General features: G+C 72.0%; 25 protein-coding genes and 1 riboswitch. Of the genes, 13 read left to right on the top strand and 12 right to left on the bottom strand.

All coding sequences use genetic code 11. The annotated features are described in order from the left end of the window. Nucleotides 1–24: 24 nt before the first annotated feature. The 5 genes from ACZ4VK_RS01665 to ACZ4VK_RS01645 all read left to right on the top strand — a co-directional run bounded on the left by ACZ4VK_RS01665 (nucleotide 25) and on the right by ACZ4VK_RS01645 (nucleotide 4,070). On the top strand, nucleotides 25–465 hold the full coding sequence (locus tag ACZ4VK_RS01665; RefSeq protein WP_468347354.1) for an SRPBCC family protein: 441 nt from the start codon (nucleotides 25–27) through the stop codon (nucleotides 463–465). A gap of 46 nt (nucleotides 466–511) precedes the next feature. Beyond that, on the top strand, nucleotides 512–1,639 hold the full coding sequence (locus ACZ4VK_RS01660; RefSeq protein ID WP_468347352.1) for an ArsA family ATPase: 1,128 nt from the start codon (nucleotides 512–514) through the stop codon (nucleotides 1,637–1,639). A gap of 43 nt (nucleotides 1,640–1,682) precedes the next feature. Next, complete coding sequence (locus tag ACZ4VK_RS01655) at nucleotides 1,683–2,156, top strand: DUF5304 domain-containing protein (protein WP_468347350.1); 474 nt, start codon at nucleotides 1,683–1,685, stop codon at nucleotides 2,154–2,156. 66 nt (nucleotides 2,157–2,222) lie between these two features. Next, nucleotides 2,223–3,164, top strand: coding sequence for an ROK family glucokinase (locus ACZ4VK_RS01650; RefSeq protein WP_468347348.1), 942 nt, complete (start codon nucleotides 2,223–2,225; stop codon nucleotides 3,162–3,164). Between the two features lie 162 nt (nucleotides 3,165–3,326). Then, complete coding sequence (locus ACZ4VK_RS01645; RefSeq protein WP_468347346.1) at nucleotides 3,327–4,070, top strand: endonuclease/exonuclease/phosphatase family protein; 744 nt, start codon at nucleotides 3,327–3,329, stop codon at nucleotides 4,068–4,070. A 12-nt stretch (nucleotides 4,071–4,082) separates the two neighbouring features. Here ACZ4VK_RS01645 and ACZ4VK_RS01640 read toward each other — a convergent pair whose 3' ends face one another. Next, nucleotides 4,083–4,877 carry a hypothetical protein gene (locus tag ACZ4VK_RS01640; protein ID WP_468347344.1) on the bottom strand — a complete coding sequence of 265 codons (795 nt, stop codon included), beginning with the start codon at nucleotides 4,875–4,877 and terminating at the stop codon, nucleotides 4,083–4,085. Continuing rightward, nucleotides 4,870–5,652, bottom strand: coding sequence for an alpha/beta hydrolase (locus ACZ4VK_RS01635; protein ID WP_468347342.1), 783 nt, complete (start codon nucleotides 5,650–5,652; stop codon nucleotides 4,870–4,872). Before ACZ4VK_RS01635 ends, ACZ4VK_RS01640 begins: the two co-directional genes overlap by 8 nt. Before the next feature lie 188 nt (nucleotides 5,653–5,840). On the opposite strand from ACZ4VK_RS01635, the gene ACZ4VK_RS01630 reads away from it, so the two are divergent. The 4 genes from ACZ4VK_RS01630 to ACZ4VK_RS01615 all read left to right on the top strand — a co-directional run bounded on the left by ACZ4VK_RS01630 (nucleotide 5,841) and on the right by ACZ4VK_RS01615 (nucleotide 9,685). After that, nucleotides 5,841–6,572, top strand: coding sequence for a lysophospholipid acyltransferase family protein (locus tag ACZ4VK_RS01630; RefSeq protein WP_030547417.1), 732 nt, complete (start codon nucleotides 5,841–5,843; stop codon nucleotides 6,570–6,572). A gap of 114 nt (nucleotides 6,573–6,686) precedes the next feature. Further along, nucleotides 6,687–7,901: a MacS family sensor histidine kinase gene (gene macS, locus ACZ4VK_RS01625; RefSeq protein ID WP_468347340.1), complete on the top strand. Its 1,215-nt coding sequence runs from the start codon at nucleotides 6,687–6,689 to the stop codon at nucleotides 7,899–7,901. Next, on the top strand, nucleotides 7,898–8,581 hold the full coding sequence (locus ACZ4VK_RS01620; RefSeq protein WP_468347339.1) for a response regulator: 684 nt from the start codon (nucleotides 7,898–7,900) through the stop codon (nucleotides 8,579–8,581). Before macS ends, ACZ4VK_RS01620 begins: the two co-directional genes overlap by 4 nt. A 108-nt stretch (nucleotides 8,582–8,689) precedes the next feature. Beyond that, complete coding sequence (locus ACZ4VK_RS01615) at nucleotides 8,690–9,685, top strand: 2-hydroxyacid dehydrogenase (protein WP_468347337.1); 996 nt, start codon at nucleotides 8,690–8,692, stop codon at nucleotides 9,683–9,685. Here the strand turns inward: ACZ4VK_RS01615 and ACZ4VK_RS01610 are convergent, their stop codons facing one another. The 3 genes from ACZ4VK_RS01610 to ACZ4VK_RS01600 all read right to left on the bottom strand — a co-directional run bounded on the left by ACZ4VK_RS01610 (nucleotide 9,686) and on the right by ACZ4VK_RS01600 (nucleotide 14,588). Continuing rightward, nucleotides 9,686–11,557 (bottom strand): anthranilate synthase family protein, encoded by a 1,872-nt coding sequence (locus ACZ4VK_RS01610; RefSeq protein ID WP_468347335.1) that lies wholly within the window; start codon nucleotides 11,555–11,557, stop codon nucleotides 9,686–9,688. 100 nt (nucleotides 11,558–11,657) lie between these two features. Further along, nucleotides 11,658–11,714: a trp operon leader peptide gene (locus tag ACZ4VK_RS01605; RefSeq protein ID WP_071892416.1), complete on the bottom strand. Its 57-nt coding sequence runs from the start codon at nucleotides 11,712–11,714 to the stop codon at nucleotides 11,658–11,660. Between the two features lie 90 nt (nucleotides 11,715–11,804). Further along, entirely contained in the window at nucleotides 11,805–14,588 is a 2,784-nt protein-coding gene (locus ACZ4VK_RS01600) for an N-acetylmuramoyl-L-alanine amidase (RefSeq protein WP_468347333.1), read from the bottom strand. Nucleotides 14,589–14,742: 154 nt separating this feature from the next. Between ACZ4VK_RS01600 and ACZ4VK_RS01595 the strand changes: the two genes are divergently transcribed. Both ACZ4VK_RS01595 and ACZ4VK_RS01590 read left to right on the top strand, forming a co-directional pair. After that, complete coding sequence (locus ACZ4VK_RS01595) at nucleotides 14,743–16,095, top strand: class II 3-deoxy-7-phosphoheptulonate synthase (RefSeq protein WP_468347331.1); 1,353 nt, start codon at nucleotides 14,743–14,745, stop codon at nucleotides 16,093–16,095. Between the two features lie 132 nt (nucleotides 16,096–16,227). Next, nucleotides 16,228–16,503 (top strand): (2Fe-2S)-binding protein, encoded by a 276-nt coding sequence (locus tag ACZ4VK_RS01590; protein WP_468347329.1) that lies wholly within the window; start codon nucleotides 16,228–16,230, stop codon nucleotides 16,501–16,503. A 34-nt stretch (nucleotides 16,504–16,537) separates the two neighbouring features. On the opposite strand, the gene bfr is transcribed toward ACZ4VK_RS01590, so the two are convergent. Continuing rightward, nucleotides 16,538–17,014 carry a bacterioferritin gene (bfr, locus tag ACZ4VK_RS01585; protein WP_024755581.1) on the bottom strand — a complete coding sequence of 159 codons (477 nt, stop codon included), beginning with the start codon at nucleotides 17,012–17,014 and terminating at the stop codon, nucleotides 16,538–16,540. Between the two features lie 178 nt (nucleotides 17,015–17,192). On the opposite strand from bfr, the gene ACZ4VK_RS01580 reads away from it, so the two are divergent. Next, on the top strand, nucleotides 17,193–17,837 hold the full coding sequence (locus ACZ4VK_RS01580) for a sulfite oxidase-like oxidoreductase (protein WP_468347327.1): 645 nt from the start codon (nucleotides 17,193–17,195) through the stop codon (nucleotides 17,835–17,837). Nucleotides 17,838–17,877: 40 nt separating this feature from the next. On the opposite strand, the gene ACZ4VK_RS01575 is transcribed toward ACZ4VK_RS01580, so the two are convergent. From ACZ4VK_RS01575 to thiO, 6 genes are all read right to left on the bottom strand, one after another. Then, nucleotides 17,878–18,489, bottom strand: coding sequence for a DUF4396 domain-containing protein (locus tag ACZ4VK_RS01575; protein WP_468347326.1), 612 nt, complete (start codon nucleotides 18,487–18,489; stop codon nucleotides 17,878–17,880). A gap of 70 nt (nucleotides 18,490–18,559) precedes the next feature. Continuing rightward, the gene (locus ACZ4VK_RS01570; RefSeq protein ID WP_468347324.1) at nucleotides 18,560–19,423 is read right to left on the bottom strand and encodes a deoxyribonuclease IV; all 864 of its coding nucleotides are present in this window, start codon (nucleotides 19,421–19,423) and stop codon (nucleotides 18,560–18,562) included. Nucleotides 19,424–19,429: 6 nt separating this feature from the next. Continuing rightward, complete coding sequence (pknB, locus tag ACZ4VK_RS01565) at nucleotides 19,430–21,343, bottom strand: Stk1 family PASTA domain-containing Ser/Thr kinase (protein WP_468347322.1); 1,914 nt, start codon at nucleotides 21,341–21,343, stop codon at nucleotides 19,430–19,432. 515 nt (nucleotides 21,344–21,858) lie between these two features. Further along, nucleotides 21,859–22,653 (bottom strand): thiazole synthase, encoded by a 795-nt coding sequence (locus ACZ4VK_RS01560; protein WP_468347320.1) that lies wholly within the window; start codon nucleotides 22,651–22,653, stop codon nucleotides 21,859–21,861. Between the two features lie 5 nt (nucleotides 22,654–22,658). After that, the gene (gene thiS / locus ACZ4VK_RS01555; RefSeq protein ID WP_389683012.1) at nucleotides 22,659–22,859 is read right to left on the bottom strand and encodes a sulfur carrier protein ThiS; all 201 of its coding nucleotides are present in this window, start codon (nucleotides 22,857–22,859) and stop codon (nucleotides 22,659–22,661) included. Next, nucleotides 22,856–24,046: a glycine oxidase ThiO gene (gene thiO, locus ACZ4VK_RS01550; protein WP_468347318.1), complete on the bottom strand. Its 1,191-nt coding sequence runs from the start codon at nucleotides 24,044–24,046 to the stop codon at nucleotides 22,856–22,858. Before thiO ends, thiS begins: the two co-directional genes overlap by 4 nt. Then, a riboswitch (TPP riboswitch) is annotated at nucleotides 24,044–24,157 on the bottom strand. It overlaps the preceding gene by 3 nt. A 179-nt stretch (nucleotides 24,158–24,336) precedes the next feature. Between thiO and ACZ4VK_RS01545 the strand changes: the two genes are divergently transcribed. After that, complete coding sequence (locus tag ACZ4VK_RS01545) at nucleotides 24,337–25,500, top strand: NAD(P)/FAD-dependent oxidoreductase (protein ID WP_468348790.1); 1,164 nt, start codon at nucleotides 24,337–24,339, stop codon at nucleotides 25,498–25,500. The last annotated feature ends 34 nt before the right edge of the window (nucleotides 25,501–25,534 follow it).

Genomic DNA, 25,534 nt, shown 5'->3' with positions numbered 1-25,534 from the left:
ACGCACAGTGGAGGAGCCACCACGATGGCCGAACACACCAGCTCGAGCATCACGATCGAGGCGGCACCGGCCGACGTCATGGGCGTGATCGCCGACTTCGCCCGCTACCCCGAGTGGACGGGCGAGGTGAAGGAGGCCGAGGTCCTGGAGACCGACGCCTCCGGCCGCGCGGAGAAGGTCCGGCTCCTCCTCGACGCCGGTGCGATCAAGGACGACCACACCCTCGCGTACACCTGGACCGGCGCCGACGAGGTCAGCTGGACCCTGGTCAAGTCCCAGATGCTCCGCTCCCTCGACGGCTCGTACCGGCTCACCCCGCTGGGCGGGGACCGCACGGAGGTCACGTACCAGCTGACCGTGGACGTCAAGATCCCGATGCTCGGCATGATCAAGCGCAAGGCGGAGAAGGTCATCATCGACCGCGCCCTCGCCGGCCTGAAGAAGCGCGTCGAGTCGGGCCGGTAGCCCCTCCTGGCTGGTGGGCGGCCCGGGGCCGGTAACGTTCCGCGGCATGCGGATCATCCTTGTCACCGGGCTCGGCGGCGCCGGTCGTACCACCGTCGCCGCCGCCACCGCCCTCGCCGAGGCGCGGGCCGGACGGAGGGTCCTGCTCGTCTCCGAGGACGCCGACCCGCACCTGACCGGCGACGGACTGCGCGTCACCCGTCCCCAGCCGGCCGCCGACTTCCGCCGGGAGTTCCTCGCGCTCCAGGCCCGTTCCGCCACCGCCCTCGACCTCCTCGGCGCCGCCCCCTTCGAGGACGCCGAGCTCACCGAACTCCCCGGCAGCCGCCAGTTCGCCCTGCTCCGTTCCCTGCGCGACGCCGCCGAGGGCGACCACGAGCTCGCGGTCATGGACCTGCCGCCGCTCCCCGAGGCCCTCGCCGTCCTCGCCCTGCCCGAGCAGCTCCGCCGCTACCTGCGCCGCCTCCTGCCCCCGGAACGGCAGGCCGCCCGCGCCCTGCGCCCGATGCTCGCCCAGCTCGCCGGGGTCCCCATGCCCGCGCAGTGGCTGTACGAGACCACCGCGCGCTGGGAGACGGAGCTCGCCGCCGTCCAGGCCGTCGTCGAAGCCCCCACCACCAGCGTCCGGCTCGTCCTGGAGCCCGGTCCCGCCGCGAGCCGCGCCCTGCGCACCGCCCGGCTCGGCCTCGCCCTCCAGCGCCTCGCCCTCGACGCCGTCGTCGCCAACCGGCTGCTGCCCGCCGCCTCCGAGGACCCCTGGTTCGCGGGCCTCGCCACCCAACAGCACCGGCACCTGGCGGAGCTCCGTACCGCCACGGATGTCGACGAGCTGCCCCATCTCGGACGGGACCCGCGCGGGCCCGAGGACCTCGCGCTCCTGGCCCCCGCCCGGCCCGCCGCCGCCCCCGGCCCCGTACCGGAGTGGCCCGTGGAGGACCGCCGCGAGGAGGACGGTGTCCTCGTCTGGCACATCGCCCTCCCCGGGGCCGTCAAGGAGGAGCTGTCCCTCGTCCGCAGGGGTGACGAACTGCTCCTGACCGTCGGCGGCTTCCGCCGCCACCTGCCCCTGCCGGGCGCCCTGCGCCGCTGCACCGTCACCGGAGCCGGACTCGTCGAGGGGGACCTCCGGGTGCGGTTCACACCGGACCCCGGCCTCTGGCCCCGTACCCCCTGAGGGGGCGTGTACCGTCGAAGTACCAGCCACTGAGGAGTACGCCATGAGCGATTCGGACGCCTGGGCCAAGGCGTGCGCCGAGGACCTGGAGGCGGAGAAGGCCCGCCGCCGGGCCCAGCGCGGGGACGGGCCCGGCTCGCCCGCCGAGGAGTTCCGCAAGCTCTTCGAGGCCGTCGCGGACAAGGTCTCCGGCAGCCTCGGGACCCCCCTGCTCGGCGGCCAGGCGGCACAGACCGTGCAGCAGCTCGTCCATCAGGCGAAGGCCGTCGTCGAGCCCGTCATCGAGCGCAACCCGCAGGTCTTCGACCACCTCGCCGCCGCCGGGAACGAGCTGCTCGCCGCCTACCGCTCCGCCGTCGAGGGCCACGAGAGCCGCTGGACCCGCGAAGGCACGGTGACCCCCGACGACCCGCGCGACCCCCGCCGGGACGCGGACAGGCCACGCGACGAGGACCGCGGCGACGACCGCAAGGACGACGAAGGACCGGGAACCGGCCAGCACATCGACCTCGACTGATCGGTACGCCCGTCCCCCTCGGGTACGGTGGGCCCTAGCGGGGCTCGACCGAAAACTGAGGGACACATGGGACTCACCATCGGCGTCGACATCGGCGGCACGAAGATCGCGGCCGGCGTGGTCGACGAGGAGGGCAACATCCTCGACACGCACAAGGTGCCCACCCCGCCGACCCCCGAGGGCATCGTCGACGCGATCAGCGCGGCCGTGTCCGAGGCAGGCAAGGGCCACTCGATCGAGGCCGTCGGCATCGGCGCCGCGGGCTACGTCGACGACAAGCGTGCCACCGTCCTCTTCGCGCCGAACATCGACTGGCGGCACGAGCCGCTCAAGGACAAGGTCGAGCAGCGGGTCGGCCTGCCCGTCGTCGTCGAGAACGACGCCAACGCGGCCGCCTGGGGCGAGTACCGGTTCGGCGCGGGCCAGGGCCACGAGGACGTCATCTGCATCACCCTCGGCACCGGCCTCGGCGGCGGCATCATCATCGGCAACAAGCTGCGCCGCGGACGCTTCGGCGTCGCCGCCGAGTTCGGCCACATCCGGGTCGTCCCCGACGGTCTGCTGTGCGGCTGCGGCAGCCAGGGCTGCTGGGAGCAGTACGCCTCCGGGCGCGCCCTCGTCCGGTACGCCAGGCAGCGCGCCAACGCCACCCCGGAGCGCGCGGAGATCCTGCTCGGCCTCGGCGACGGCACCCCCGAGGGCATCGAGGGCAAGCACGTCAGCCAGGCCGCCCGCGCCGGCGACCCGGTGGCCGTCGACTCCTTCCGGGAGCTGGCCCGCTGGGCGGGTGCGGGTCTCGCCGACCTCGCCTCGCTCTTCGACCCCTCGGCGTTCATCGTCGGCGGCGGCGTCTCGGACGAGGGCGACCTCGTCCTCGACCCGATCCGCAAGTCGTTCAGGCGCTGGCTGATCGGCGGCCAGTGGCGTCCGCACGCCCAGGTCCTCGCGGCCCAGCTCGGCAACAAGGCCGGTCTGGTCGGCGCGGCGGACCTGGCCCGCCAGGGCTGAGCACCTCCTTCGCGCCTGAACCGGCGCCGCTCTCGCGGAGGTGGTTGATCGCCGTCGGGGCTGCTCCATCGATGGTTGCTGCCATCGCCGCTCCATAGTCGTACGGCACACGCCCGTCGCGTCCGCAAGGACGCGGCGGGCGTCTGTCGTACGTTACGTGGCATGGCGATCAGTGAGCTGCCCAACTCCCGGACCGAGGCGGACGGTTCGGCCGTCCTGCGGGTCCTCAGCTACAACGTCCGCTCGATGCGCGACGACGAGGACGCCCTCGCCCGGGTGATCCGCGCCTGCGCCCCCGACCTGGTCTTCGTCCAGGAGGCGCCGCGCTTCTTCCGCTGGCGCAAGCACGCCGCCCGGCTTGCCGCCAAGAGCGAACTCCTCGTCCTCAGCGGCGGCGCGACGGCCGCCGGACCGCTGCTGCTCTGCTCGCTGCGGGCCACCGTGGAACGCACCGAGGACGTGCTGCTGCCACTCACCCCCGGCCTCCACCGGCGCGGCCTCGCGACGGCCGTCGTCCGCTTCGCCGGTGCCAGGGTCGGCCTTGTCAGCTGCCATCTGAGCCTGCGGAAGGACGAGCGGTACGCCCAGGCCGGGATGGTCCTCGACCGGGTCGCCGCCCTGGGGACCCCGTACGCCCTCGTCGCGGGCGATCTCAACGAACGGCCCGACGGGCCGGCCTTCCGACGGCTGACGAAGGAGCTCCAGGACGGCTGGGAGGTCAGCCCCTGGGGCGGTGAGTACACCTCGACCCCCGGCGACCCGCACCAGCGGATCGACGCGATCCTGGCCACGCCGGGCGTCGAGTTCCTCGGCTGCGGGGTGCCCGGGGACCTCGACCCGGCGGATCTGCGGGCCGCCACCGATCACCTGCCGGTGCTCGCGGCGGTCCGCGTCCCCGCGTCGTAGGAGAAGGGCGGTCTACACGACCGCGCCGCGCCCCGGGTCGTCGTAGCCGTCGTCATCGTCGTCGTCGTGCTTCATGCGCCCCACCAGGGTGGCGAAGCCGCCCAGGAAGCCGCCGACGCAGATCGTGGTCAGCCACCACGTCATGTCCCAGCGGAGCAGGACGGCGAGGAGCATCAGTACCGGACCGCCGACCACCGCGAGCCAGGCGAACTTGGTCGTGGCGTCCGCCTCGGGCAGCGGGGGCGGCTCCGGCGGGACGAAGTGGCCCTCGTCCGAGCCGCCGGGGGCGTCCTCGGGGTCGGCGGGCGAGTAGTCCCGGGGGCCGGCGGGCCGCACTCCCGGGGCGAACACGACGGAGCTGCCGAGCGCGGGTCGCTCGGGACCGTCCCCGGACGCCCCGTCCTCCGGCTCCCTGCCTCCCGGCTTCCCGTCCTCCGGCTTCGGGCCCTCGGGCTTCGCGCGCTCCGCGGGCCGGGATCCCTCGGTCCGGAACTTCTCGGTCAGGGACTTCTCCGTCGGGGACGTCCCGGTCGGGGACTTCCGGGTCCCGGAGTCCTCCGCCGAGGCCTTCGGCCCCCCGGGACCGGGCGCGCCGGAGTCGGAGTCGGAGCCGCCGGGGGCGCCCTCGCCGCCGTCGTCCTCCTCGTCCTCCGGCTCCGGCAGCGAAAGGTTCTCGATGGTCCGGAACGGCTTCGCGCCCGGCGGGTCCGCGGGCTCCTCGCCGTACCCGGCGACGATCGCGGCCCAGGCCGCCTCCTCGTCGATGGGCTGCGGCTCCCGCTCGCCGCCGTCCTGCTGCTCAGCCACCGTTCCTGCTCCCCTTTCCGCCGACCAGACCCGGGGCGAGACGCTCGACGAAGGCCAGGCTCTCGTCGAAGATCCGCTCCGCGTCATGGTCCAACGTCGCCACGTGGTAGCTCTGTTCCAGCAGGACCTCCCGGACGTCCGTCGAGGAGATCCGGGAGAGGATCCGGGCCGAGTCGGCCGGCGGCACGACGTGGTCCTGGGGGCTGTGGAGCAGTACCACCGGCTGTGTGACCTGCGGAAGCTCCGCGTCCACGATCCGGAAGAACTGCCGCAGGGAGTGCGCCGCGTGCAGCGGCACCCGGTCGTACCCGATCTCGGTCACGCCCTCCTTGGCGATGTCGCTCGCGATGCCCTTGTTCGAGGGGACCAGGTGACGGACGACCGGGAGCGCGTGCGCCGCGAGGCCGTGCACCTTGTTCGCCGGGTTGACCAGGACGATGCCCTTCACGGTGTCCCCGTGCCGGGCGGCGAGCCGCAGGGTCAGCGCCCCGCCCATGGAGAGGCCGAAGACGAAGACGGTCTCGCACCGCTCCTGGAGCTCGCCCAGCGCCCGGTCCACCTCCGCGTACCAGTCGTGCCAGGTGGTGAGCTGCATGTCCTGCCAGCGCGTGCCGTGGCCGGGCAGCAGGGGCAGCGACACCGTCAGACCGCGCTCGGCGAGATACTCGGCCCACGGGCGCAGTGACTGCGGGGAACCGGTGAATCCGTGACAGAGAAGGACGCCGACCTCTCCGCCCTCGTGGCGGTACGGCTCGGCTCCGGGAAGGACCGGCACCGGGGTCTCCTGTTCGGTTGCGACTTCGGCGTCTTCGGGTGCGCCGGAGCGACGGAAAATGGGGAAGGACCTTCACGGTACGCGACCGGACCGACACCGACCAGGGCCGTAGCGGGGGCCGTACCCCGGTACGGGATAAAGTCGTCGCCACGGCACACGGAAGGCTTGGCGAGTTGATCTACGGCGCAATGAAGTTCTCCCTCGGAGGGTCCCTGAAGCTTGCCTTCCGGCCCTGGGTGGAGGGTCTGGAGAACGTTCCCGCCGAGGGGCCCGCGATCCTGGCGAGCAACCACCTGTCGTTCTCGGACTCCTTCTTCCTGCCCGCCGTCCTGGACCGCAAGGTCACCTTCATCGCCAAGGCGGAGTACTTCACCTCGCCGGGTGTGAAGGGCAAGCTCACGGCGGCCTTCTTCAAGGGCGTCGGACAGCTGCCGGTGGACCGTTCGGGTGCCCGCGGCGCGGGCGAGGCGGCCATCAAGGCCGGCATCGAGGTCATCGAGAAGGGCGGGCTCTTCGGGATCTACCCCGAGGGCACCCGTTCGCCCGACGGGCGGCTCTACCGGGGCAAGCCCGGCGGTCTCGCGCGGGTGGCCCTGGCCACCGGCGCACCCGTGATCCCGGTCGCCATGATCGACACCGAGAAGATCCAGCCGCCCGGCAAGGTCGTCCCGAAGCTGATGCGTCCGGGGATCCGGATCGGCAAGCCGCTGGACTTCACCCGCTACCAGGGCATGGAGGGGGATCGCTTCATCCTGCGTTCGGTGACCGACGAGGTCATGTACGAGATCATGAAGCTGTCCGGCCAGGAGTACGTCGACATCTACGCGACCGCCGCCAAGCGGCAGATCGCGGACGCGGAGAAGGCGGCCAAGGAGGCCGTCAAGGCCGAGATCGCCGCTCGGGAAGAGTCCGGCGCGTAGGCGTTCCGGCGCACAGGACGTCCGGAGCGTAGGCGTTCCGGCGCACAGGACTTCGGAGCGCGGGCGCTCCGGGCGCACAGGCGTTCCCGCGGGGGACGAACGGGGGTGGGGGAGATGGCCAAGCGCGAGCGTGTCGTGCGCATGTCGGTCGAGCAGCCGCTGTGGCGGGCGCTGACCGGCTACCGCGTCCTGACCATGGTCTACGCGGTCCTGATCTTCGCCTTCGGCCGGGAGTCGTACGAGCGGCCCTGGATCGGCGTCGCCTATCTCGCGGTGATGTGCGTCTGGACCCTCGCCACCCTGCCCAAGGTGGCGAACGCGGCCAGCTGCACCAGGCGGTTCCTCGGCGTCGACCTCACCGTCGCCCTCGTCGGCATCCTCCTCACCCCGCTCGCCGACGCCCACGCCCAGACGGTCGACGGCCCCACGCTGCCGTCGATATGGACCGCCGGTTCCGTCCTCGCGTACGCGATCAAGGGCGGCTGGCGCTGGGCCGGCGTCGCCTCCTCCCTCGTCGCCGTCGCCAACATCGTCGAACGCGGCCACCCCAGCAGGGACACCCTCCACAACGTCCTGCTCGTCTGGGTGGCCTCCATCGCCATCGGATACGTCGTCGAGGTCGCCCGAGCCTCCGAGCGCACCCTCGCCCGCGCCCTGGAGATCGAGGCGGCGACCCGGGAGCGTGAGCGGCTCGCCCGGGACATCCACGACAGCGTCCTCCAGGTCCTCGCGATGGTGCAGCGGCGCGGCACGGCCATCGGCGGCGAGGCCGCCGAGCTCGGGCGGATGGCCGGGGAGCAGGAGGTGGCCCTCCGGACCCTCGTCGCGGGCGGTCTGACCCGGCCCAGCCTGGTCTCCGAGGACGAGTCCGAGGGGGCGGTGGTCCGGGTCGTCGACGTGGACGACGAGGGCGACGACGACGCGCCCGTCGACCTGCGCCTCCTGCTCGCCCCGCGCGCCGGGGCCAGGGTGACCCTCTCCGATCCGGGAGCCCCGGTCCTGCTGCCGCCGCCCGCGGCGCGCGAGCTGGCCGCCGCCGTCGGCGCGGCCCTGGACAATGTGCGGGTGCACGCGGGCGAGGGCGCCCAGGCCTGGATCCTCGTCGAGGACTGGCCCGACGAGGTGATCGTCACCGTCAGGGACGACGGCCCCGGCATCCCGGAGGGCCGCCTCGCGCAGGCGGAGGGCGAGGGCCGGATGGGCGTCGCCCTCTCCATCCGGGGGAGACTGCGGGAGCTGGGCGGCACGGCCGAGCTGATCTCGGTCCCCGGCCAGGGCACGGAAGTCGAGTTGAAGGTTCCACGGGGGAAGGCAGGACGAGGAAGATGAGCGAGCAGCAGGCCGAGCGGCCGATCAGGGTGATGGTCGTCGACGACCATCCGATGTGGCGGGACGCGGTCGCCCGCGACCTGGCCGAGGCGGGTCTTGACGTGGTGGCCACCGCCGGGGACGGCGAGCAGGCGGTGCGCCGCGCCCGGGCGGTCACCCCGGACGTCCTCGTCCTCGACCTGAACCTGCCGGTGAAGCCGGGCGTCCAGGTGTGCAAGGAGCTCGTCGGCGGCCGGCCCGAGCTGCGGGTCCTCGTGCTCTCCGCGAGCGGCGAGCACGGCGACGTCCTGGAGGCGGTGAAGTCCGGCGCGACCGGCTACCTGCTGAAGTCGGCCAGTACGGAGGAGCTGATCGACGCCGTGCGGCGGACGGCGGTGGGCGACCCCGTCTTCACCCCCGGTCTCGCGGGGCTCGTCCTCGGCGAGTACCGCCGGCTCGCATCGGAGCCCGCCCCGGCGGCCGGCGGCGACGAGCCGAAGGCCCCGCAGCTGACCGAGCGGGAGACCGAGGTCCTGCGGCTCGTCGCCAAGGGCCTCAGCTACAAGCAGATCGCGGAGCGTCTGGTGATCTCGCACCGCACGGTGCAGAACCACGTACAGAACACCCTCGGCAAGCTCCAGCTGCACAACCGGGTGGAGCTCGTCCGGTACGCCATCGAGCGCGGCCTCGACGACGCCTGAGCCCGGGGGCCGGGCGGGCCGACGGCAGGGGTCGTATATTCGCGAGGAGCGCGGACATACGACCCATCCGCGGATATGCGGCCCATCACCGTCATGAGGGGACATCTCGTGGAAATCCTGGCATTCGGCGTGCAGGCGGACGAGAAGCCCCTGATCGAGAAGGCCTTCGCGGGGCACCACGACGTCCGCTGTCTGAACGTCTTCCTCACCGAGGACACCGCCCCCATCGCGGCCGGCTACGAGATCGTCTCCACCAGCGTCAACGCCGTCCTGGACCACCGGGTCCTCCAGACCCTCGCCGCCGGCGGCACCCAGATGATCGCCCAGCGCTCCACGGGCTTCAACAACATCGACCTGGAGGTCGCCGAGCGCCTCGGCCTCACCGTCGCCCGCGTCTCCTCCTACTCGCCCTACTCCGTGGCCGAGTTCGCCTGGACCCTCGCGATGGCCGTCAACCGCCGGATCGTCCGCGCCTCCAACCGGACCCGCGACTTCGACTTCCGCCTCGACGGACTGATGGGCCGTGACCTGCGGGGCCGTACCGTCGGCGTCCTCGGCACCGGCAGGATCGGCGAGGCCTTCACCCGGATCGCCCACGGCTTCGGCATGAACCTCCTCGGCTGGGACGTCGCCGAGAACCCCGCCTGCCTCGCACTCGGCATGAAGTACGTCGAGAAGGAGCGGCTGTTCGCCGAGGCCGACCTCATCAGCCTGCACGTGCCGCTGCTCCCGTCGACCCACCACCTCGTCGACGCGGCCGCCCTCAAGGCGATGAAGGACGACGCCGTTCTGGTGAACTCCAGCCGGGGCGGCCTCGTCGACACCGAGGCGCTCGTCGCCGAACTCCGGGCCGGCCGCTTCGCCGGCGTCGGCCTCGACGTGTACGAGGCGGAGGCCGGGCTCTTCTTCCTCGACAAGTCCCTGGAGGTCGTCGAGGACGACACCCTGGCCCGCCTGGTGACCTTCCCGAACGTGGTGGTCACCTCCCACCAGGCGTACTACACCGTGGACGCGGTCGGCCAGATCATCGACACCACGGTCCGGAACGTCCTCGACCACACCGCGGGACGGCGCAGCGAGAACGTCCTGGTCCCGAGGGTCTGATCAGACGAGTACGCCCGCGAGCAGGGAGGCGGTCAGCGCGGCCCCCTCCAGCGTCAGGACGGACTCCGGGTGGAACTGGACCCCCGCGAAGCCCGGGCCGCGCAGGGCGTGCACCTCGCCGGTCTCCGCGTCCCGGCTCACCTCGATCCGGTGCAGCGCCAGCTCCGTCGCCGTCCGGTCGTCGCAGCGGGCGGTGAAGCTGTTGTAGAAGCCGACCGTCCGCTCCTGCCCGAACAGGTCGATCCTCAGCTGGGCGCCCTGGAACGGGGTCCGCTTGCGGACGATCTCCAGGCCCAGCTCGGCGGCGATCAGCTCGTGCCCGAGGCAGACGCCGAGCAGCCCGTGCCGGTGGTCCCGGACCAGCTCCGCCGTGAGACCGCGGAGGAAGCGCATCTTCGGATCGGCGGCGTCCGAGGGGTTCCCGGGGCCGGGGCCCAGGACCACCGGCCCCTCGTGGGCGAGCGCGAGCTCCCGCAGCCCCGGCTCGTCGTAGCGGAGCACGGACACGTCGAGGCCCGAGGAACGCAGGACGTGCGCCAGCATCGCCGTGAAGGTGTCCTCGGCGTCGACGACCAGGGCGTGGCCCGACAGTTCGGCGGACCGGACCTGCATCCTCAGCCAGAACGGCGCGAGGTCGTTCCGCCGCGCGTCCAGGGCGGCCCGCACCCGGGGATCGTCGGCGAGGAGCGCGGAGGCCGGTGCGGGACCGGCGGCCGGCCTGCCCTCCCGTACCCCGAGGGCGGTGAGCACCCCGGCCGCCTTCGCGTGGGTCTCTGCGACCTCGCCCGCCGGGTCCGAGTGCCGGACGAGGGTCGCGCCGACGGGCACCCGGAGGTGTCCGTCGGCATCGATGTCCGCGGTACGGATGAGAATGGGCGAGTCGAGCGTCTGGGCGCCGCTCTCGTCGGTGCCGAGGAGGGCGAGCGCCCCCGCGTAGTAGCCGCGTCCCCCCACCTCATGACGCTCGATCACCCGGCAGGCGTTCTGCACCGGCGAGCCGGTCACGGTCGCCGCGAACATCGTCTCCCGCAGCACCTCCCGCACGTCCAGGGACGAGCGGCCCCGCAACTCGTACTCCGTGTGCGCGAGATGGGCCATCTCCTTCAGCCGGGGACCGATCACCACCCCGCCCCTGTCGCCGACCGTGCACATCATCTTGAGCTCCTCGTCGACCACCATGGAGAGCTCCTCGGTCTCCTTGCGGTCGGCGAGGAAGGAGAGGAGGCCCTCGGCCGTCGGGGCGGCCCCGGCCGGGTAGCGGTACGTGCCGCTGATCGGGTTCATCACGACCGTGCCCCCCGACATGCGGACGTGCACCTCGGGGCTGGCCCCGACGAGCGTCCGGTCGCCGGTGTGGACGACGAAGGTCCAGTACGCGCCCCGCTCGCCCGCGAGCAGCCGCCGGAACAGGGCGAGGGCGTCGGCGCGCCCGAAGCCCGGGATCTCGCCCGTGTACGTCCGCCGGATGACGAAGTTCGCGCCCTCGCCCGAACCGATCTCCTCGTCGATGACCCGCCGCACGATCCCGGCGTACTCCTCGTCGGAGACGTCGAACCCGCCGCCCTCGACGGCCACGTCATGCGCGGGAAGCTGCTCCAGGGCCTCCGCGAGCGGCAGCTCGTAGACCTCCTCGGCGACGAGCACGGAGAGCGGGGTGCCGTCGTCCCGCACGTCGAAGCCGCGCTCCCGGATCTGCCGGAAGGGGACGAGCGCGAGGGCCGGCAGCGGACCCACGGGCAGCTCCGCGAGGCGCTCGGCCTCGTGGACCCGGCCGATCAGCACCTCGACGGTGTCGTGGTCACGGCCGGGGGTGCGCCTGCGGAGCAGGGCGAAGGGCGGGCAGGAGGCGTCGAGGAGACGGGAGAGGTCCATGAGGTGCGTCGTTCCTTCCGGTGGAGTACGGAGAGGAACGGCCCGGGTACGAGAAAAGGCCGCCCCTCGGGCGGCCTTCGCGTGTGTCGTGTACGCGCAGTCAGTGGGCCGCCGGATGAGCGGTCCACCACCAGTTCTGGATCTGAGGCGCGAACATGCGAGCACTGTAACCCAGCCGGACACGGAAACGGGGCCCGTTCCGCACCGTGGACGGTACGGAACGGGCCCCGTGGCCGGGGAGCGCGACTCAGACGATGAGGTTGTAGCCGCTCCAGCCGCCGCCGACGCGGACGCGGGTGGCGTACGGGTTCGGGTAGGCGTTCGTGTTCTTGTAGAACCACAGGACGCCGTCGCCGTCCCGGGCGATCAGGTCCGGCTTGCCGTCGCGGTCGAGGTCGCTCGGGCCGACCATGACGTTGTAGACGCCCCAGCCGCCGCCGACCTTGGCACGGGTGGCGTACGGGTTGGGGGAGCCGCCCGTGTTCTTGTACATCCACAGGACGCCGGCGGTGTCGCGGGCCACCAGGTCCGGCTTGCCGTCACCCGTCATGTCGCCGGTGCTGATGAGCTCGTTGTATATGCTCCAGCCGCCGCCGACGCGGACGCGGGTCGCGAACGGGTTCGGGGAGGCGCCCGTGTTGGTGTACAGCCACAGCACGCCCGACGCGTCGCGCGCGATGAGGTCCGGCCGGCCGTCGGCGTTCATGTCCCGCGCGCCGAGGATCTTGTTGTAGATGTTCCAGCCGCTGCCGACCCGGAGGCGGCTCGCGAACGGCGCGGAGGGGTTGCCGCTGCCCTTGTAGTACCAGAGCACGCCCTCCTTGTCCCGGGCGACGGCGTCACCGGTGCCGTCGGCACGGAGCGCGGTCATCGGGGTGATGGCGTTGTAGACCCCCCACCCGGGCCCGACCCGGTAGCGGGTCAGGAACGGCGTGGTCCCGGAGCCGGTGCCCTGGTACTGCCAGAGGACACCGGAGGCGTCACGGGCGATGACGTTGTAGCGGTCGGTGGCGGTGACCGGGGTGGCGCCGGGCGCCTCGGCGATCTCGCTCTGCTTCACCCAGACGATCTTGTGGTGGTAGCGGATCGGCACGAACATCGTGTTGCCGATGACGTTCTTCTGCGCGGAGCCGAACCAGTCGTCGCCCTTCACCGCCGGGCCGGCCTTGGCGTACACCTGGCCGGCCGGGAGGGAGAACTTCGTCAGGTACGCGTTCTCGTTACCCGGAGCGGTCATACCGGCGGCGGTGTAGGCGGCGGTCTCCGGGAAGGAGCGGCCGAAGATCTTGGCCGAGGTCAGCCCCGACGCCACCTTCACGGTCGTGGCACCGGTCACCGGCGCGGTGTACTGACCGCCCGGGTTGTAGAACCAGGCCTTCTCACCGGCGTACCAGATCGCCGTCCAGTCGGTCCGCGCCTCGGCGACGACGTACGAGCCGCCGGCACGGACCTTGTTCCCGTAGTTGGAACCCTCGGTCCAGAGGGAGGTGAAGTACGGGTCCTTCAGCGTCGTCGCGCTCGTCGACGGCGAGGTGTACAGGTAACCGAAGTTGGACGGACGCGGCGGGACGGCGTTCCCGCCGGTGGTCAGCTTCGGCTGGTTCGCCGTGGTGAACGGCGGCACCACACGGACCACCTGGCCGGCCTTGAGCAGACCGCCCGCTCCCTGGTCGCCCTGCGGGGCGCCCATGAGGGACATGTAGTAGTTCCAGTCCCAGTACGGGCCCGCGTCCCAGTGCAGGTTCGCGACCTTGTCGTCCGTCTGGAGCGCCACCTCGTCGTGACCGATGATGTGCTCACGGTCGATCGGCACGTTGTACGTGTTGGCGAGGTACTTCACCAGCTCGGCGGAGGAACGGTACTGCTGCTCCGTGTACCAGCTGCCCTCCTTGATGGCGTAGCCCTCGTGCTCCACGCCGATGGAGTGCATGTTGTGGGTCCAGTTGCCCGCGTGCCACGCCAGGTTCTTGTTCTCGAGCATCTGGGTGACCAGGCCGTCGGAGGCCTTGATCAGGTAGTGGGCACTGGCCCCGCTCGTCGGGTCCGTGAGCACCCTGAGCGAGCCGTCGTAGCCGCCCTCGGTGTCGTGGATGACGATCTGGCGGATGTCGACGCCCTGGTTGGGGCGGTCACCCTGGGTGTAGTTCTTCTTGCCCGTGCTGGTCGGGACGACCAGCTTGGCGTTGCAGTTCAGGCCGACGGGGCACTCGGGGACCGAGGCGGCCGTCGTGCTCGCGAAGCTCGCCGCGAGCGGCACGTTCGACGGCTTGACCGGCTCGACCGAGGCGTCGGCCGGCAGGGCGACCTGCTCGCCGTCGAGGGTGAGCTCGCGCTCGCCGGTCTTGATCGACTCGAAGACGCGCTTCGCGAAGAGGTCGGCGCCCTTCCGGTCGGAGGACTGGCCGTAGCGCGCCACGGCCGGGTACCAGTCGCCCGGGTCCTCGGACAGCTCGGCGCCCGCCTGCTTCTGGTACTCCGCGAGCAGCGCCGCGCCGGCGCGGATGGAGGCGGCGGTGTCGTTCTGGACGGCCTCGGTGGAGCTGTCGATCAGCTCGGCGGCCTTGTCCAGGGTGTGGAGGCGGGGGTCGTCGGTGTCGACGATCGCCTTCTCCAGGATGCTGCGGACCTTCTCGCGGTCGAAGGTCTTCTCGATCTCCGGGCGGCCGGAGCCGTTGAAGTGATCGATCTGCTCGTCGGTGACTTCCTGCTCCACGTCATCGGCGTCGACCTTCGTCAGGCCCATGACGTTGTACGCGCCGGTCACGCTCGGCTCGCCGTCGTGCGACTCCCACCGCGTCTGGTTGTACGACACGGCCATCAGCACGCTCTGCGGCACATCGAACTCGCGCGCCGCGTTTGCGAACTGCGACTGCAGGGAAGTGTCCCCAGCAGCCTTGCCGTCGCCGGCCGCGCCGAGGAGGCCCGGCGAGGCCACCGCGATGGTGCCGATCGTGGCGGTCGCGACGACGGCGGCCGCCGCTCCGTACAAGAGTCGTTTCTTCTTGCGGTCCCTGCGGTGCCTCTGGGTCACGCCCACCCCTGTGGTTCGACTGTGTACTTGTGAAACGGGCCAGAGGGTAACACCACTCGAAGGCGTGAAGATCGCCGACGGACATTTCGGGCGCGCGTCTCAGCCATTGGGCAGGGGGACAGGACCGGACGAAGAACCCCGTAATGTGGTGCGTGTGACCGTGAACGCTGATTCCCACGCCGTCGCCAAGGCGACCTGGCGAGACCTGCCCGCGGCGCAGCAGCCCGAGTACCCCGATGCCGAGGCTCTGCGCGATGTGATCGCGGACCTCGAGTCGTATCCTCCGCTCGTCTTCGCCGGCGAGTGCGACCAGCTGCGCGCCCGGATGGGAGCCGTCGCCCGTGGCGAGGCGTTCCTGCTCCAGGGCGGCGACTGCGCCGAGGCCTTCGACGCCGTGTCCGCCGACCACATCAGGGCCAAGCTCAAGACGCTGCTCCAGATGAGCGCCGTCCTCACCTACGCGGCCTCCGTGCCCGTGGTGAAGGTCGGCCGCATCGCCGGCCAGTACTCGAAGCCCCGCTCCAAGGGGACCGAGACCCGTGACGGCGTGACCCTGCCGACCTACCGGGGCGACTCGGTCAACGGCTTCGCCTTCGACGAGAAGTCCCGCATCCCGGACCCCGAGCGCCTGAAGCGGATGTACAACGCCTCCGCCTCCACGCTCAACCTGGTGCGCGCCTTCACCACCGGTGGCTACGCCGACCTGCGCCAGGTGCACGCCTGGAACCAGGACTTCGTGAAGGCGTCCCCCTCCGGGCAGCGCTACGAGCAGCTGGCCCGCGAGATCGACAACGCGCTGAACTTCATGAAGGCCTGTGGCACCGACCCGGCCGAGTTCAAGGCCGTCGAGTTCTACGCCTCCCACGAGGCGCTGCTGCTCGACTACGAGGGCGCCCTGACCCGTACGGACTCACGCACCGGCAAGCTGTACGACACCTCCGGCCACATGGTCTGGATCGGTGAGCGCACCCGGCAGCTCGACCACGCGCACATCGAGTTCGCCTCGCGGATCGCCAACCCGATCGGCATCAAGCTCGGCCCGACCACCTCGGTGGACGAGGCGCTGACGTACATCGACCGTCTTGACCCCGACCGGGAGCCCGGCCGGCTGACCTTCATCGTCCGCATGGGCGCCGACAAGGTCCGCGACAAGCTGCCCGAGCTGGTCGAGAAGGTCACCGCCTCCGGCGCGGTCGTCGCCTGGGTCACCGACCCGATGCACGGCAACACCTTCGAGGCCGCCTCCGGCCACAAGACCCGCCGCTTCGACGACGTGCTCGACGAGGTCAAGGGCTTCTTCGAGGTCCACAAGGCGCTCGGCACGCACCCGGGCGGCATCCACGTCGAGCTCACCGGTGACGACGTCACCGAGTGCGTGGGCGGCGGCGACGAGATCTTCGTCGACGACCTGCACCAGCGCTACGAGACGGCCTGCGACCCGCGGCTCAACCGGAGCCAGTCGCTCGACCTGGCGTTCCTGGTGGCGGAGATGTACCGCGATCAGTAAGTAGATACCTACGACGATGGGGCGCGGATCCATGTGATCCGCGCCCCATCGTCGTTGCCGGGGCTTTTACGCTCCCGCCGCGCCGGGTAAGGTTAGGTTAGCCTTATCGATCACGGCGGGAGGTGAACCGCGTTGTACGTCTGCTCATGCTTCGGAGTCACGGAGAAGCAGGTCAAGCAGCATGCCGACGCGGGCGCCTGTACGCCTCGCCAGATCGCGTCGGCCTGCAAGGCCGGCACGGACTGCGGTTCCTGCGTCCGTCGCATCCAGGCCATCCTCGGGCGTGGCAACTGCCCCCGGCGTGAACTCGTGGACCAGGGGATGCCCGCCCTCGCGACGGAGCTCGTGGAGCCCGTCGTGCCCGTCGCGGAGCTCGGGGAAGCCACCCGTCTCAGGGAAGCCGCCTAGCCCGTGCCAGGCCGCTCAGCGCAGGGGGAGCCGCTCAGCTCGGCTGTTCGATGAGCGTCGAGATGTACAGCGCCTCACCCAGGGACTCGATCAGCTCCAGCTGCGTGTCCAGGTAGTCGATGTGGTGCTCCTCGTCCGCGAGGATCTCCTCGAAGAGGTTCGCCGAGGTGATGTCGCCCTTGGCGCGCATGACCTCGATGCCGCGCTTGAGGCGGTCGATCGCCTCCACCTCGACCTGGCGGTCCGCCTGGAACATCTCGGTGATGGTCTGGCCGACGCGCACATGGAAGAGCCGCTGGTAGTTGGGCAGACCGTCGAGCATCAGGATGCGCTCGGTGATCTTGTCCGCGTGCTTCATCTCATCGATGGACTCTTCGCGGGTGTACTTGGCGAGCTTCGTCCACCCCTTGTTGTCCTGGATGCGGTAGTGCAGCCAGTACTGGTTGATGGCCGTCAGCTCGCCGGTCAGCTGCTCGTTGAGGAACTCGAGGACCTCGGGGTCGCCCTGCATCGCAGAGGCTCCTTCCACGTTACGTGTCTACGCCGTCACTGGGCAGGATGGCCGCATCCTCGCACCCCGAATGGGGGTCGTCCAGTAAGTGCAGGCTTAGTCGGAGTTGCCCGAATCCGCTGGTGCGGGGTGGTCTCCTGGTCATGACCACCCCTCGCCGTCTGTCACCATGGATGACATGGGTCAGCCGGAGAGCGGAGTACACCGGGAAGCGGGGCAGCCGGATCGTTCGCCGGACCTTCCGCCGGGCCAGCGGCTCCAGCGCGGCTGGCCGGTCACCCACTACGGGCCCGTCCCCAAGTTCAAGCCGGACCGCTGGGAGTTCCGCGTCTTCGGGGCGACGGCCGACGGTGACAAGCGGTGCTGGAACCACGAGGAGTTCTCGGCCCTCCCGTTCTCCACGGTCGTGGCCGATCTGCACTGCGTCACGAAATTCAGCATGCTCGGGGCCGAATGGGGTGGCGTGCTGGCCCGCACGGTCCTCGACCTCGCCCCGCCCGCGCCCCAGGTCACCCATGTGATGGTCTGGGCCGAGTACGGCTACAGCGCCAACATGCGGCTCGCCGACTTCGCCGCGGACCGGACGATCTTCGCCACCCACAAGGACGGCGAACTGCTCACCGCCGAGCACGGCTTCCCGCTGCGCCTCGTCGTCCCCCACCTGTACGCGTGGAAGGGCCCCAAGTGGGTCCGCGGCGTGGAGTACATGGCCGCCGACCGCCGGGGCTTCTGGGAGGAGCGCGGCTACCACAACCTCGGCGACCCCTGGACGGAGCAGCGCTACTCGTACCAGGAGGAACCGGGAGACGGCCCGGAGCTGTAGCGCTCCGGACCGTCCGACGGCGTGGTGTCCCGGTGGCCGATCAGTGGTGGTACTGGTGGACCACGGCGTGGCCCTTGCCCCGGCCGATCATCCACTTGTTGATCGGCGTGGTGATCACGAACGCGGCGGCGAGCGCGATGGCGAGCACGATCCAGAAGAACGGCTCCGAGAGGTGCGCGTCCATGGCGCCGGGCCAGAGGGCGAGAACGCCGTTGTCGATGGTCTCCATGACCGCGATGGAGAGGGTGTCGGCGGCGAGCGCCACCTTGAACGCCGTCCTGAAGTCGACGCCGGCGGCCAGGATGCCGCGCAGGGTGAGCGCGTAGCCGAAGAAGAAGGCCAGGATGATCGCGAGGATCATCGTCTCCATGTTGCCCCAGCCGAGTGCGGTGCCGATGACCATGCCGAGCACCTCGCCGATGGCGCAGCCGGTGAGGCAGTGCAGCGTGGCCTTGGCGGCCATGGACCAGGAGACCTTGCCGGAGTGATCGCCGTGCCCGGCGTGGCCCGTGTGCTCCGCGTGGCTCGTGTGCTGCGCGTGGGCCGCGTGATTGATGTGCTCCACGTGGCCTGCATGACCTTCGTGGCCCGTGTGGTCGGTGTGTTCCGTGTGGCTACCGTGGTCGTGATGAGCGTGTGCGTCGTGCTGCATCGGGGTGCCCCCAAGGTCAGGTAGCGGTTCCTGCCGTCGCTGGGAACCGTATACCCCCTCAGGGTATTCCTCAACGGGAAATGACGCCCCTGAGCTTCTTCAGCAGCTCTACGTCCGCGACATGCCCCTCCTTGCCGCCCGGCGTCTCGATGACCAGCGGCACGCCCTCCGTCGCGGGGTGCAGGAGAAGGTTCCGGAAGCCGTCCTCACCGATGTGGCCCACGCCGATGTTCGCGTGCCGGTCCTTGCGCGCGCCCACGACGTCCTGGGAGTCGTTGGCGTGGATCAGCTTCAGCCGTCCCTCGCCCACCGTCTCCACCAGCTGGTCGAGGGTCTGCGTCGCCCCGTGCGGGCCGGTCAGATCGTGGCCGGCGGCGAAGATGTGGCAGGTGTCCAGGCAGATGCCGAGCTTCGGGTGGCGGTCGAGCGCGTCGAAGTACGGCCCGAAGTCCTCCGCACGCGAGCAGAGCGAGAAGCCCTGGCCCGCCGTCGACTCCAGAAGCAGATACGGATCGTCCTCGTGCGTCAGCTCGTCGAGCAGCGGCAGCAGCCTCTCCCGTACCTGCGCGAGGGCCACCGCACGCGGACGGCCCCCGGTCGCCGAACCGGTGTGGACCACGACCCCCTTCGCGCCGATCTCCCGGCCCCGCCGCAGCGAGTGCCGCATCGACTCCACCGACTTCTCGGCGGTGGCCTCGGTGTGGGAGCCGAAGTTGATCAGGTACGGGGCGTGGACCCACGCCGAGATCGACTCGGCCTCGCACTCCGCGCGGAACCGCTCGTCCTGGACGGGGTTTCCGGGCGGGGTCGCCCAACCGCGCGGATTGGCGACGAAGACCTGCACGGCCTCGGCGCCGAGCTCACGGGCGTAGCCGAGACCGGTGGTGGCGAGGCCACCGGCCACCGGGACATGTCCTCCGACGGGGTTGCGCATCAGTCTCTACAGTCCCTTGATCGTGATGGTGATGACGGAGCCCTCGGGCGCGGTCTCGCCGCCCTCCACGGACTGGCCGGTGACCTCGTCGCCCAGGTACGGGAAGGACTTCTTGACCTCCACCTCGAAGCCCGCGTCCTCCAGGGCCGTACGGGCGTCGTCGGTCGTCTCGCCGGTGACGTCCGGGACCTCGACCGGCTTCGGGCCCTTGGAGACGGTGAGGGTGACGGTGTCGCCCTCGGCGGCCCGGCTGCCCCCGGCGAGGGACTGCGCGGCGACGGCACCCGCGTCCTCGGGGGAGTGGATCCGCTCCGGGGCGACCCGCACGGTCAGGCCCTCCTCCCGGAGCAGGGCCGTGGCGTCGGCGACGGTCTCACCGGTGACGTCCGGTACGTCGATCGGCGCGCCCTTGCTGACCACCAGGGCGATCGCGGAGTCGGGGGCACGCTCGGTTCCGGGCTCGGGGTCGGAGCTGATCACCGAACCCTGGGCGACGGAGTCGCTGAACGCGGTGGTGGTCACCCCGGGCACCAGGCCCTCCTTCTCCAGGAGGCGCCTGGCCTCGGCGAGCGGCTTGTTCCTGAGGTTGGGCACCTTCACGATCTCCGGGCCCCGGGAGAGGGTCAGGGTGACCGTGGCGTTGCCCCGGAGGCGCTCGCCCGGCGCCGGGTCGACGGCCATGACGGTGCCGCGCTCGTACACGTCGCTGAACGCGCGCTTCGTCGTGCCGACCTCCAGGCCGGCGTCGGTGATCCGCTTCGTCGCCACCTTCTCGGTCTGGCCGAGGACGGCGGGGACACGGGTGAACTGGCCGGAATTGATGTACCAGACGCCGGCGCCGAGCCCGAGGGCGAGCAGGACGCCGAGGACGATCAGCAGGGGGCCGCGCGGGGGCCGTCGGCGGGCCGGGGGCGCGGGCGGCTCCGGCACGGGCAGCCGGTTCGTGTGCAGGACCGGCTGGGGGTCCGCCGCCTCGGCCGCCGCCGGTACGGGCCGGGCGATCACGCTGGTCCGGTCCTCCGTGGTGTCCCGGGCCTCGGACCGCGCCTGCGGGGGCACCGCGTCCAGCTGCTCCTCGCCGAGTCCGGCGCGGGCCTCCCGGAGGAGCGCGAGCAGGGCGACGGCGTCGTGCGGACGGACCTCGGGGTTACGGGCCGTGGCCGCCGCGACCAGCTCGTCAAGCTCCGGGGCGAGGCCCGGAACGGCGGCGGAGGGGGCGGGCACGTCCGTGCTGAGGTGCTGGTAGAGGACGTGGGCGGGAGTGTCGCCGCCGTGGGGCTTGCCGCCGGTCAGCATCTCGTACAGGACGACACCGCAGGCGTACACGTCGGAGCGGGTGTCGGCGGTGCCGTGCTCGATCTGCTCCGGCGCGAGGTACGAGACCGTGCCGAGGACCGAGCCGGTGGTGGCGGTCGCCGAGCCCACGGCCCGTACGAGACCGAAGTCGGCGACCTTGACCCGGCCGTCGTCCCCTATCAGGACGTTCTCCGGCTTCATGTCCCGGTGCACGAACCCGGCCCGGTGCGCGGCGCCGAGCGCGGCGAGGACCGGCTCCAGGATGTCGAGCGCGGCCCGGGGCGCGAGGGCGCCGCGCTCGCGCAGCACGTCACGGAGGGTGCAGCCGGCGACGTACTCCATCGCCAGATAGACGTACGGGCCCTCGGCGCCCTGGTCGAAGACCCCGACGACGTTCGGGTGGGCGAGCCGGGCGACGGACTTCGCCTCGCGGATGAAGCGCTCCACGAAGGCGGCGTCGGTTGCGAGGGCGGGGTGCATCACCTTGAGCGCGAGGACGCGGTCGAGGCGGGTGTCGACGGCCCGGTAGACCGTGGCCATCCCGCCGACGGCGATGCGCGCGTCGACGCGGTAGCGGCCGTCGAGCAGCCGCCCGACGAGGGGGTCCTGAAGGGTCGTGTCCACGGCGTCGAGTCTACGAGCCGGGGGTGGGGCGGAGGGGCGGGCGGGGGCGTACTGCAGCGCAGCTGTGACGAGCACCGCACGACGGCCTGTGCGGGCGGTCGTGCCGTGGGGGCGGTGCCCACCTGCCGGGGGCGGGGTGCCGCCTATCTCTGAGGGCAAGCGCCCGCGCGCCCACCCGGCCGGGGCGGCCGCGTCGCCCACCCCCGTGTGGGCAATCGTCCCGCTGGGGCGGGACGGGTGGGCACACGGGACGGCGCCCTCGGCGGGCGCCTCCGCCCCCTGCGCCTTGACCCGCACCAAGCAGTGCGCCGTACATCGGGTGCGGGTCCAGGCCCGGAAGCCTGGGCCCGGCAAGGGGCGCCGTTCCGTTGTGCCCACCCGTTCCGCCCCAGCGGAACGATTGCCCACAACGGGGTGGGCGGCGTCCCGGTGGAGCAGGTGTCCGCAACGGGGGTGGGCGGTGGTGTGGTGAGGGTGGGTGCCGGCCCAGTAGGAGGGGGCCGTAAGTGGGGGGGTCAGAAGGCTGGGCGTTCTGGGTCCAGGGTGGGGCGGCCTTCTGTTGGGGACGACGGTTCCGCGAAGTGGCGGCGGGGGATGCGGCCCGCTCGGTGCGCCAGGCGGCCCGCCTCCACCGCGTGCCGCATCGCCGAGGCCATCAGGACCGGCTCCTGGGCGCGGGTCACCGCCGACGCCAGCATCACCGCCGCGCACCCCAGCTCCATCGCGAGCGCCGCGTCGGACGCCGTGCCCGCGCCCGCGTCGAGGATGACCGGCACCCCCGCCCGTTCCGTGATCAGCTGGAAGTTGTGCGGGTTGCGGATGCCGAGCCCGGAGCCGATCGGCGAGCCGAGCGGCATGATCGCCGCACAGCCCACGTCCTCCAGCTTCCGCGCGAGGACCGGGTCGTCGTTGGTGTAGGGGAGGACGGTGAAGCCGTCGTCCACGAGCGTCTCGGCCGCCGCGAGGAGTTCCTCCCCGTCCGGCAGCAGGGTGCGCTCGTCCGCCACCACCTCCAGCTTGATCCAGTCCGTGCCGAGCGCCTCCCGGGCGAGCCGGGCCGTGAGGACCGCCTCGCCGGCCGTGAAGCAGCCCGCGGTGTTGGGCAGGACCCGGATGCCGAGCCGGTCCAGGACGGAGAGGACCGAGCCCTGGACGGTCGGGTCCAGGCGCCGCATGGCGACCGTCGTCAGTTCCGTACCGCTGGCGATCAGCGAGCGCTCCAGGACGTCGAGGCTGGGCGCCCCGCCGGTGCCCATGATGAGGCGCGAGGAGAACTCCGTACCGCCGAGGGTGAACACGTCGTCGGACATGGCGCTCAGCCTCCCTGGACCGCGGTGAGGATCTCCACCCGGTCGCCCTCGCCGAGCGGCGTCGCCGCCCATTCGCCGCGCGGCACGACCGTCTCGTTGAGGGCGGCGGCGACCCCGGAGCGGGCCGTGGTCAGGGTCGCGACGAGGGCGTCGAGGGTGAGGGGGCCGGAGAGCTCGCGCGCTTCTCCGTTCACGGACACGTTCATACGGGCTGCTCCTGGCGTACGGGAGGGGCGGGGGCGAAACGGCGGGGGGTGAAGGGACGGGCCTCGTCGGGGAGGCCGCCCGTGGTGAGCACCTCGGCCATGACGTCGCCGGTGACGGGGGTGAGCAGCACCCCGTTGCGGTAGTGGCCGGTGGCGAGGTGGAGGCCGGGCAGGGCGGTGGGGCCGAGCAGCGGCGCGTTGTCGGGGGAGGCGGGGCGGAGCCCGGCGAGGGTCTCGGTGAGCGGCAGCTCGGTGATCCCGGGGACGAGTTCGTGCGCGTCGCGCAGCAGCTCGTACACGCCGCCCGCCGTCACGGTGGTGTCCCAGCCCAGCTCCTCGCTGGTGGCGCCGACGACGAGTTCGCCGTTCTCGCGGGGCACCAGGTAGACGTGGCTGCCCCGGACGACGGCCCGGACGGTCCGGGAGAGGAAGGGGGCGTACGCGGCCGGCACCCGCAGCCGCAGCACCTGGCCCTTCACGGGGCGCACGGGAGGCAGCACCTCGTCCGGCACACCCGCGAGCCGTCCGCTGAGGCTTCCGGCGGCGAGGACGACCTGGTCGGCCGTCAGTTCCGTGCCGTCGGCGAGGACGGCACCGCGCGCCCGGTCCCGTACGACCGTCAGGCGCTGTGCGAGGGCGCGGTGGAAGACCACTCCGGCCCGTTCGCAGGCGACGAGCAGCGCGGCGGCCAGCCGGCGCGGGTCGACCTGGTGGTCGCCGTCCACCCGCAGCCCGCCCCGGACCCCCGGGGCGAGCATCGGTTCGAGGCGGCGGCACTCGCGGCCGCTGAGCCACTCGGAGGCGAGCCCGCAGCGGGTCTGCAGGGCGTGGAGTTCGCGCAGGTGGGCCCGGTCGTCGGCGTCGAGGGCGACGGCGAGGGTGCCGCAGGCGCGGTAGCCGACGTCGAGGCCGGTGGACTCCTCGAGTTCCGCGACGAACGCGGGATAGCGCGCGGCGGAGGCGAGGTTGAGCCCGAGCAGGGTCTCCTCGCCGTAGTGGAGTTCGGTGACGGCCGCCAGCATCCCGGCCGCGACCCGCGCGGCGCCGCCGCCGGGGTCCGGGTCGACGACGGCGGTGCGCAGCCCGCGCCGCGCGGCCCGCCAGGCCGTGACCAGACCGATGACGCCGCCCCCGATCACGAGGACGTCGGAGATGTCGGATGCCTCGGAGACATCGGAAGAACGCATGGGCGTCCAGCCCCTCCCTTCGCCGGCATGACCCGGATCAGGTTCGTACGGTCGGAGGCCGTCCCAGCCTCCCTCTCAGCCCGGTGCGTCCGGGCTCCCGCGAGTGCTTTACGCCCGCCAGACTAACCGCAGCGCCCTTCGGGGCCCAGGCCCCTCCCTCGGGCGCCGCCCCCGCCCTCCCTCTCGCGCCGCCCCCACCCTCCCTTCCTGACGGTTCGTCAGGATCGTAAGGTGGGCGGGTGAGCGAGCAGAAGCAGGCCCAGCAGCATGTCGTGATCGTCGGCGCCGGCATGGCGGGCGTCCAGACCGCCGTCGCCCTGCGCGAGCAGGGCTTCACCGGCCCCGTGACCCTCATCGGGGCCGAGCCCCACCAGCCCTACGACCGGCCCCCGCTCTCCAAGGCCATCCTTCTCGGCAAGGCCGAGGACTCCGCCTTCGACGTCGACTTCGAGGCCCTCGGCGTCGAGCTCCGCCTCGGCCTCGACGTCCTGGGGCTGCGCGCCGCCGACCACGAGATCGACACCGAGGCGGGATCCGTCGGCTACGACGTCCTGGTCCTCGCCACCGGCGCCCAGCCGGTCACCCTGCCCGGCGCCGAGGGCGTCCCGGGCGTCCACCTGCTCCGGACCCTCGACGACGCCGTACGCCTCGGGCCCGTCCTGGAGCGCCGCCACACCGTGGTGGTCGTCGGCGCCGGATGGATCGGCGCCGAGTTCGCCACCGCCGCGCGCGAGGCCGGCTGCGCCGTCACCGTCGTCGAGGCCGCCGACCGCCCCCTCGCGGGTGCCCTGCCCGCCGAGGTCACCGCCCCCATGGCCGAGTGGTACGGGGCCAACGGCGCGGAACTCCTCACCCACGCGCGCGTGGACACCGTCGAGCCCGGCCGGGTCCTCCTCGCCGACGGCCGCGAGCTCCCCGCCGACGCCGTCGTCGTCGGCATCGGCGCCCGGCCGGCCACCGGCTGGCTCGCTGGCTCCGGCATCGCGCTCGACCCGAGCGGCGCCGTCACCGCCGACGAGCGGCTGCGCACCTCCCTGCCCGATGTGTACGCCGTCGGCGACTGCGCCTCCTTCCCCTCCGCCCGCTACGGCGAGCGTCTCCTCGTCCACCACTGGGACAACGCGCTCCAGGGCCCCCGTACGGTCGCCGCGGCGATCACCGGGTCCGCCGACACGCCGTACGACCCCGTCCCGTACTTCTGGTCCGAGCAGTTCGGCCGCTTCGTCCAGTACGCCGGTCACCACGCGGACGCCGACGAGCTGCTGTGGCGCGGCGACCCGGCGGAGGAGGCCTGGTCCGTGCTCTGGCTGCGTGCAGGCGTGCCGGTGGCGCTCCTCGCCGTCGGACGCCCCCGCGACCTCGCCCAGGGCCGCAAGCTGATCGAGACGGCCACCCCCGTCGACCCCGCGCGCGCGTCCGACCCGTCCGTACCCCTGAAGGCGGCGGTCCGGTAGGGCCGTCCCCCTGGAGGAGGCGTCGCACGGGGCC

The sequence above is a fragment of the Streptomyces sp. NPDC028711 genome, assembly GCF_055565415.1.
Note: the sequence above shows the minus strand (reverse complement) of the source record. Positions and strands in the feature narration are given on the sequence as shown.

Bases quoted from the DNA above. Each gene is read 5' to 3' on its own strand.
- ACZ4VK_RS01655 (WP_468347350.1), top strand. From the start codon at position 1,683: ATGAGCGATTCGGACGCCTGGGCCAAGGCGTGCGCCGAGGACCTGGAG.
- ACZ4VK_RS01570 (WP_468347324.1), bottom strand. From the start codon at position 19,423: ATGCGCAACCCCGTCGGAGGACATGTCCCGGTGGCCGGTGGCCTCGCC.
- thiS (WP_389683012.1), bottom strand. From the start codon at position 22,859: ATGAACGTGTCCGTGAACGGAGAAGCGCGCGAGCTCTCCGGCCCCCTC.
- ACZ4VK_RS01610 (WP_468347335.1), bottom strand. From the start codon at position 11,557: ATGGACCTCTCCCGTCTCCTCGACGCCTCCTGCCCGCCCTTCGCCCTG.
- macS (WP_468347340.1), top strand. From the start codon at position 6,687: ATGGCCAAGCGCGAGCGTGTCGTGCGCATGTCGGTCGAGCAGCCGCTG.
- ACZ4VK_RS01560 (WP_468347320.1), bottom strand. From the start codon at position 22,653: ATGTCCGACGACGTGTTCACCCTCGGCGGTACGGAGTTCTCCTCGCGC.
- ACZ4VK_RS01620 (WP_468347339.1), top strand. From the start codon at position 7,898: ATGAGCGAGCAGCAGGCCGAGCGGCCGATCAGGGTGATGGTCGTCGAC.
- ACZ4VK_RS01580 (WP_468347327.1), top strand. From the start codon at position 17,193: ATGGGTCAGCCGGAGAGCGGAGTACACCGGGAAGCGGGGCAGCCGGAT.
- ACZ4VK_RS01545 (WP_468348790.1), top strand. From the start codon at position 24,337: ATGGCGGGCGTCCAGACCGCCGTCGCCCTGCGCGAGCAGGGCTTCACC.
- ACZ4VK_RS01630 (WP_030547417.1), top strand. From the start codon at position 5,841: ATGAAGTTCTCCCTCGGAGGGTCCCTGAAGCTTGCCTTCCGGCCCTGG.
- ACZ4VK_RS01575 (WP_468347326.1), bottom strand. From the start codon at position 18,489: ATGCAGCACGACGCACACGCTCATCACGACCACGGTAGCCACACGGAA.
- bfr (WP_024755581.1), bottom strand. From the start codon at position 17,014: ATGCAGGGCGACCCCGAGGTCCTCGAGTTCCTCAACGAGCAGCTGACC.
- ACZ4VK_RS01650 (WP_468347348.1), top strand. From the start codon at position 2,223: ATGGGACTCACCATCGGCGTCGACATCGGCGGCACGAAGATCGCGGCC.
- ACZ4VK_RS01660 (WP_468347352.1), top strand. From the start codon at position 512: ATGCGGATCATCCTTGTCACCGGGCTCGGCGGCGCCGGTCGTACCACC.
- ACZ4VK_RS01665 (WP_468347354.1), top strand. From the start codon at position 25: ATGGCCGAACACACCAGCTCGAGCATCACGATCGAGGCGGCACCGGCC.
- thiO (WP_468347318.1), bottom strand. From the start codon at position 24,046: ATGCGTTCTTCCGATGTCTCCGAGGCATCCGACATCTCCGACGTCCTC.
- ACZ4VK_RS01645 (WP_468347346.1), top strand. From the start codon at position 3,327: ATGGCGATCAGTGAGCTGCCCAACTCCCGGACCGAGGCGGACGGTTCG.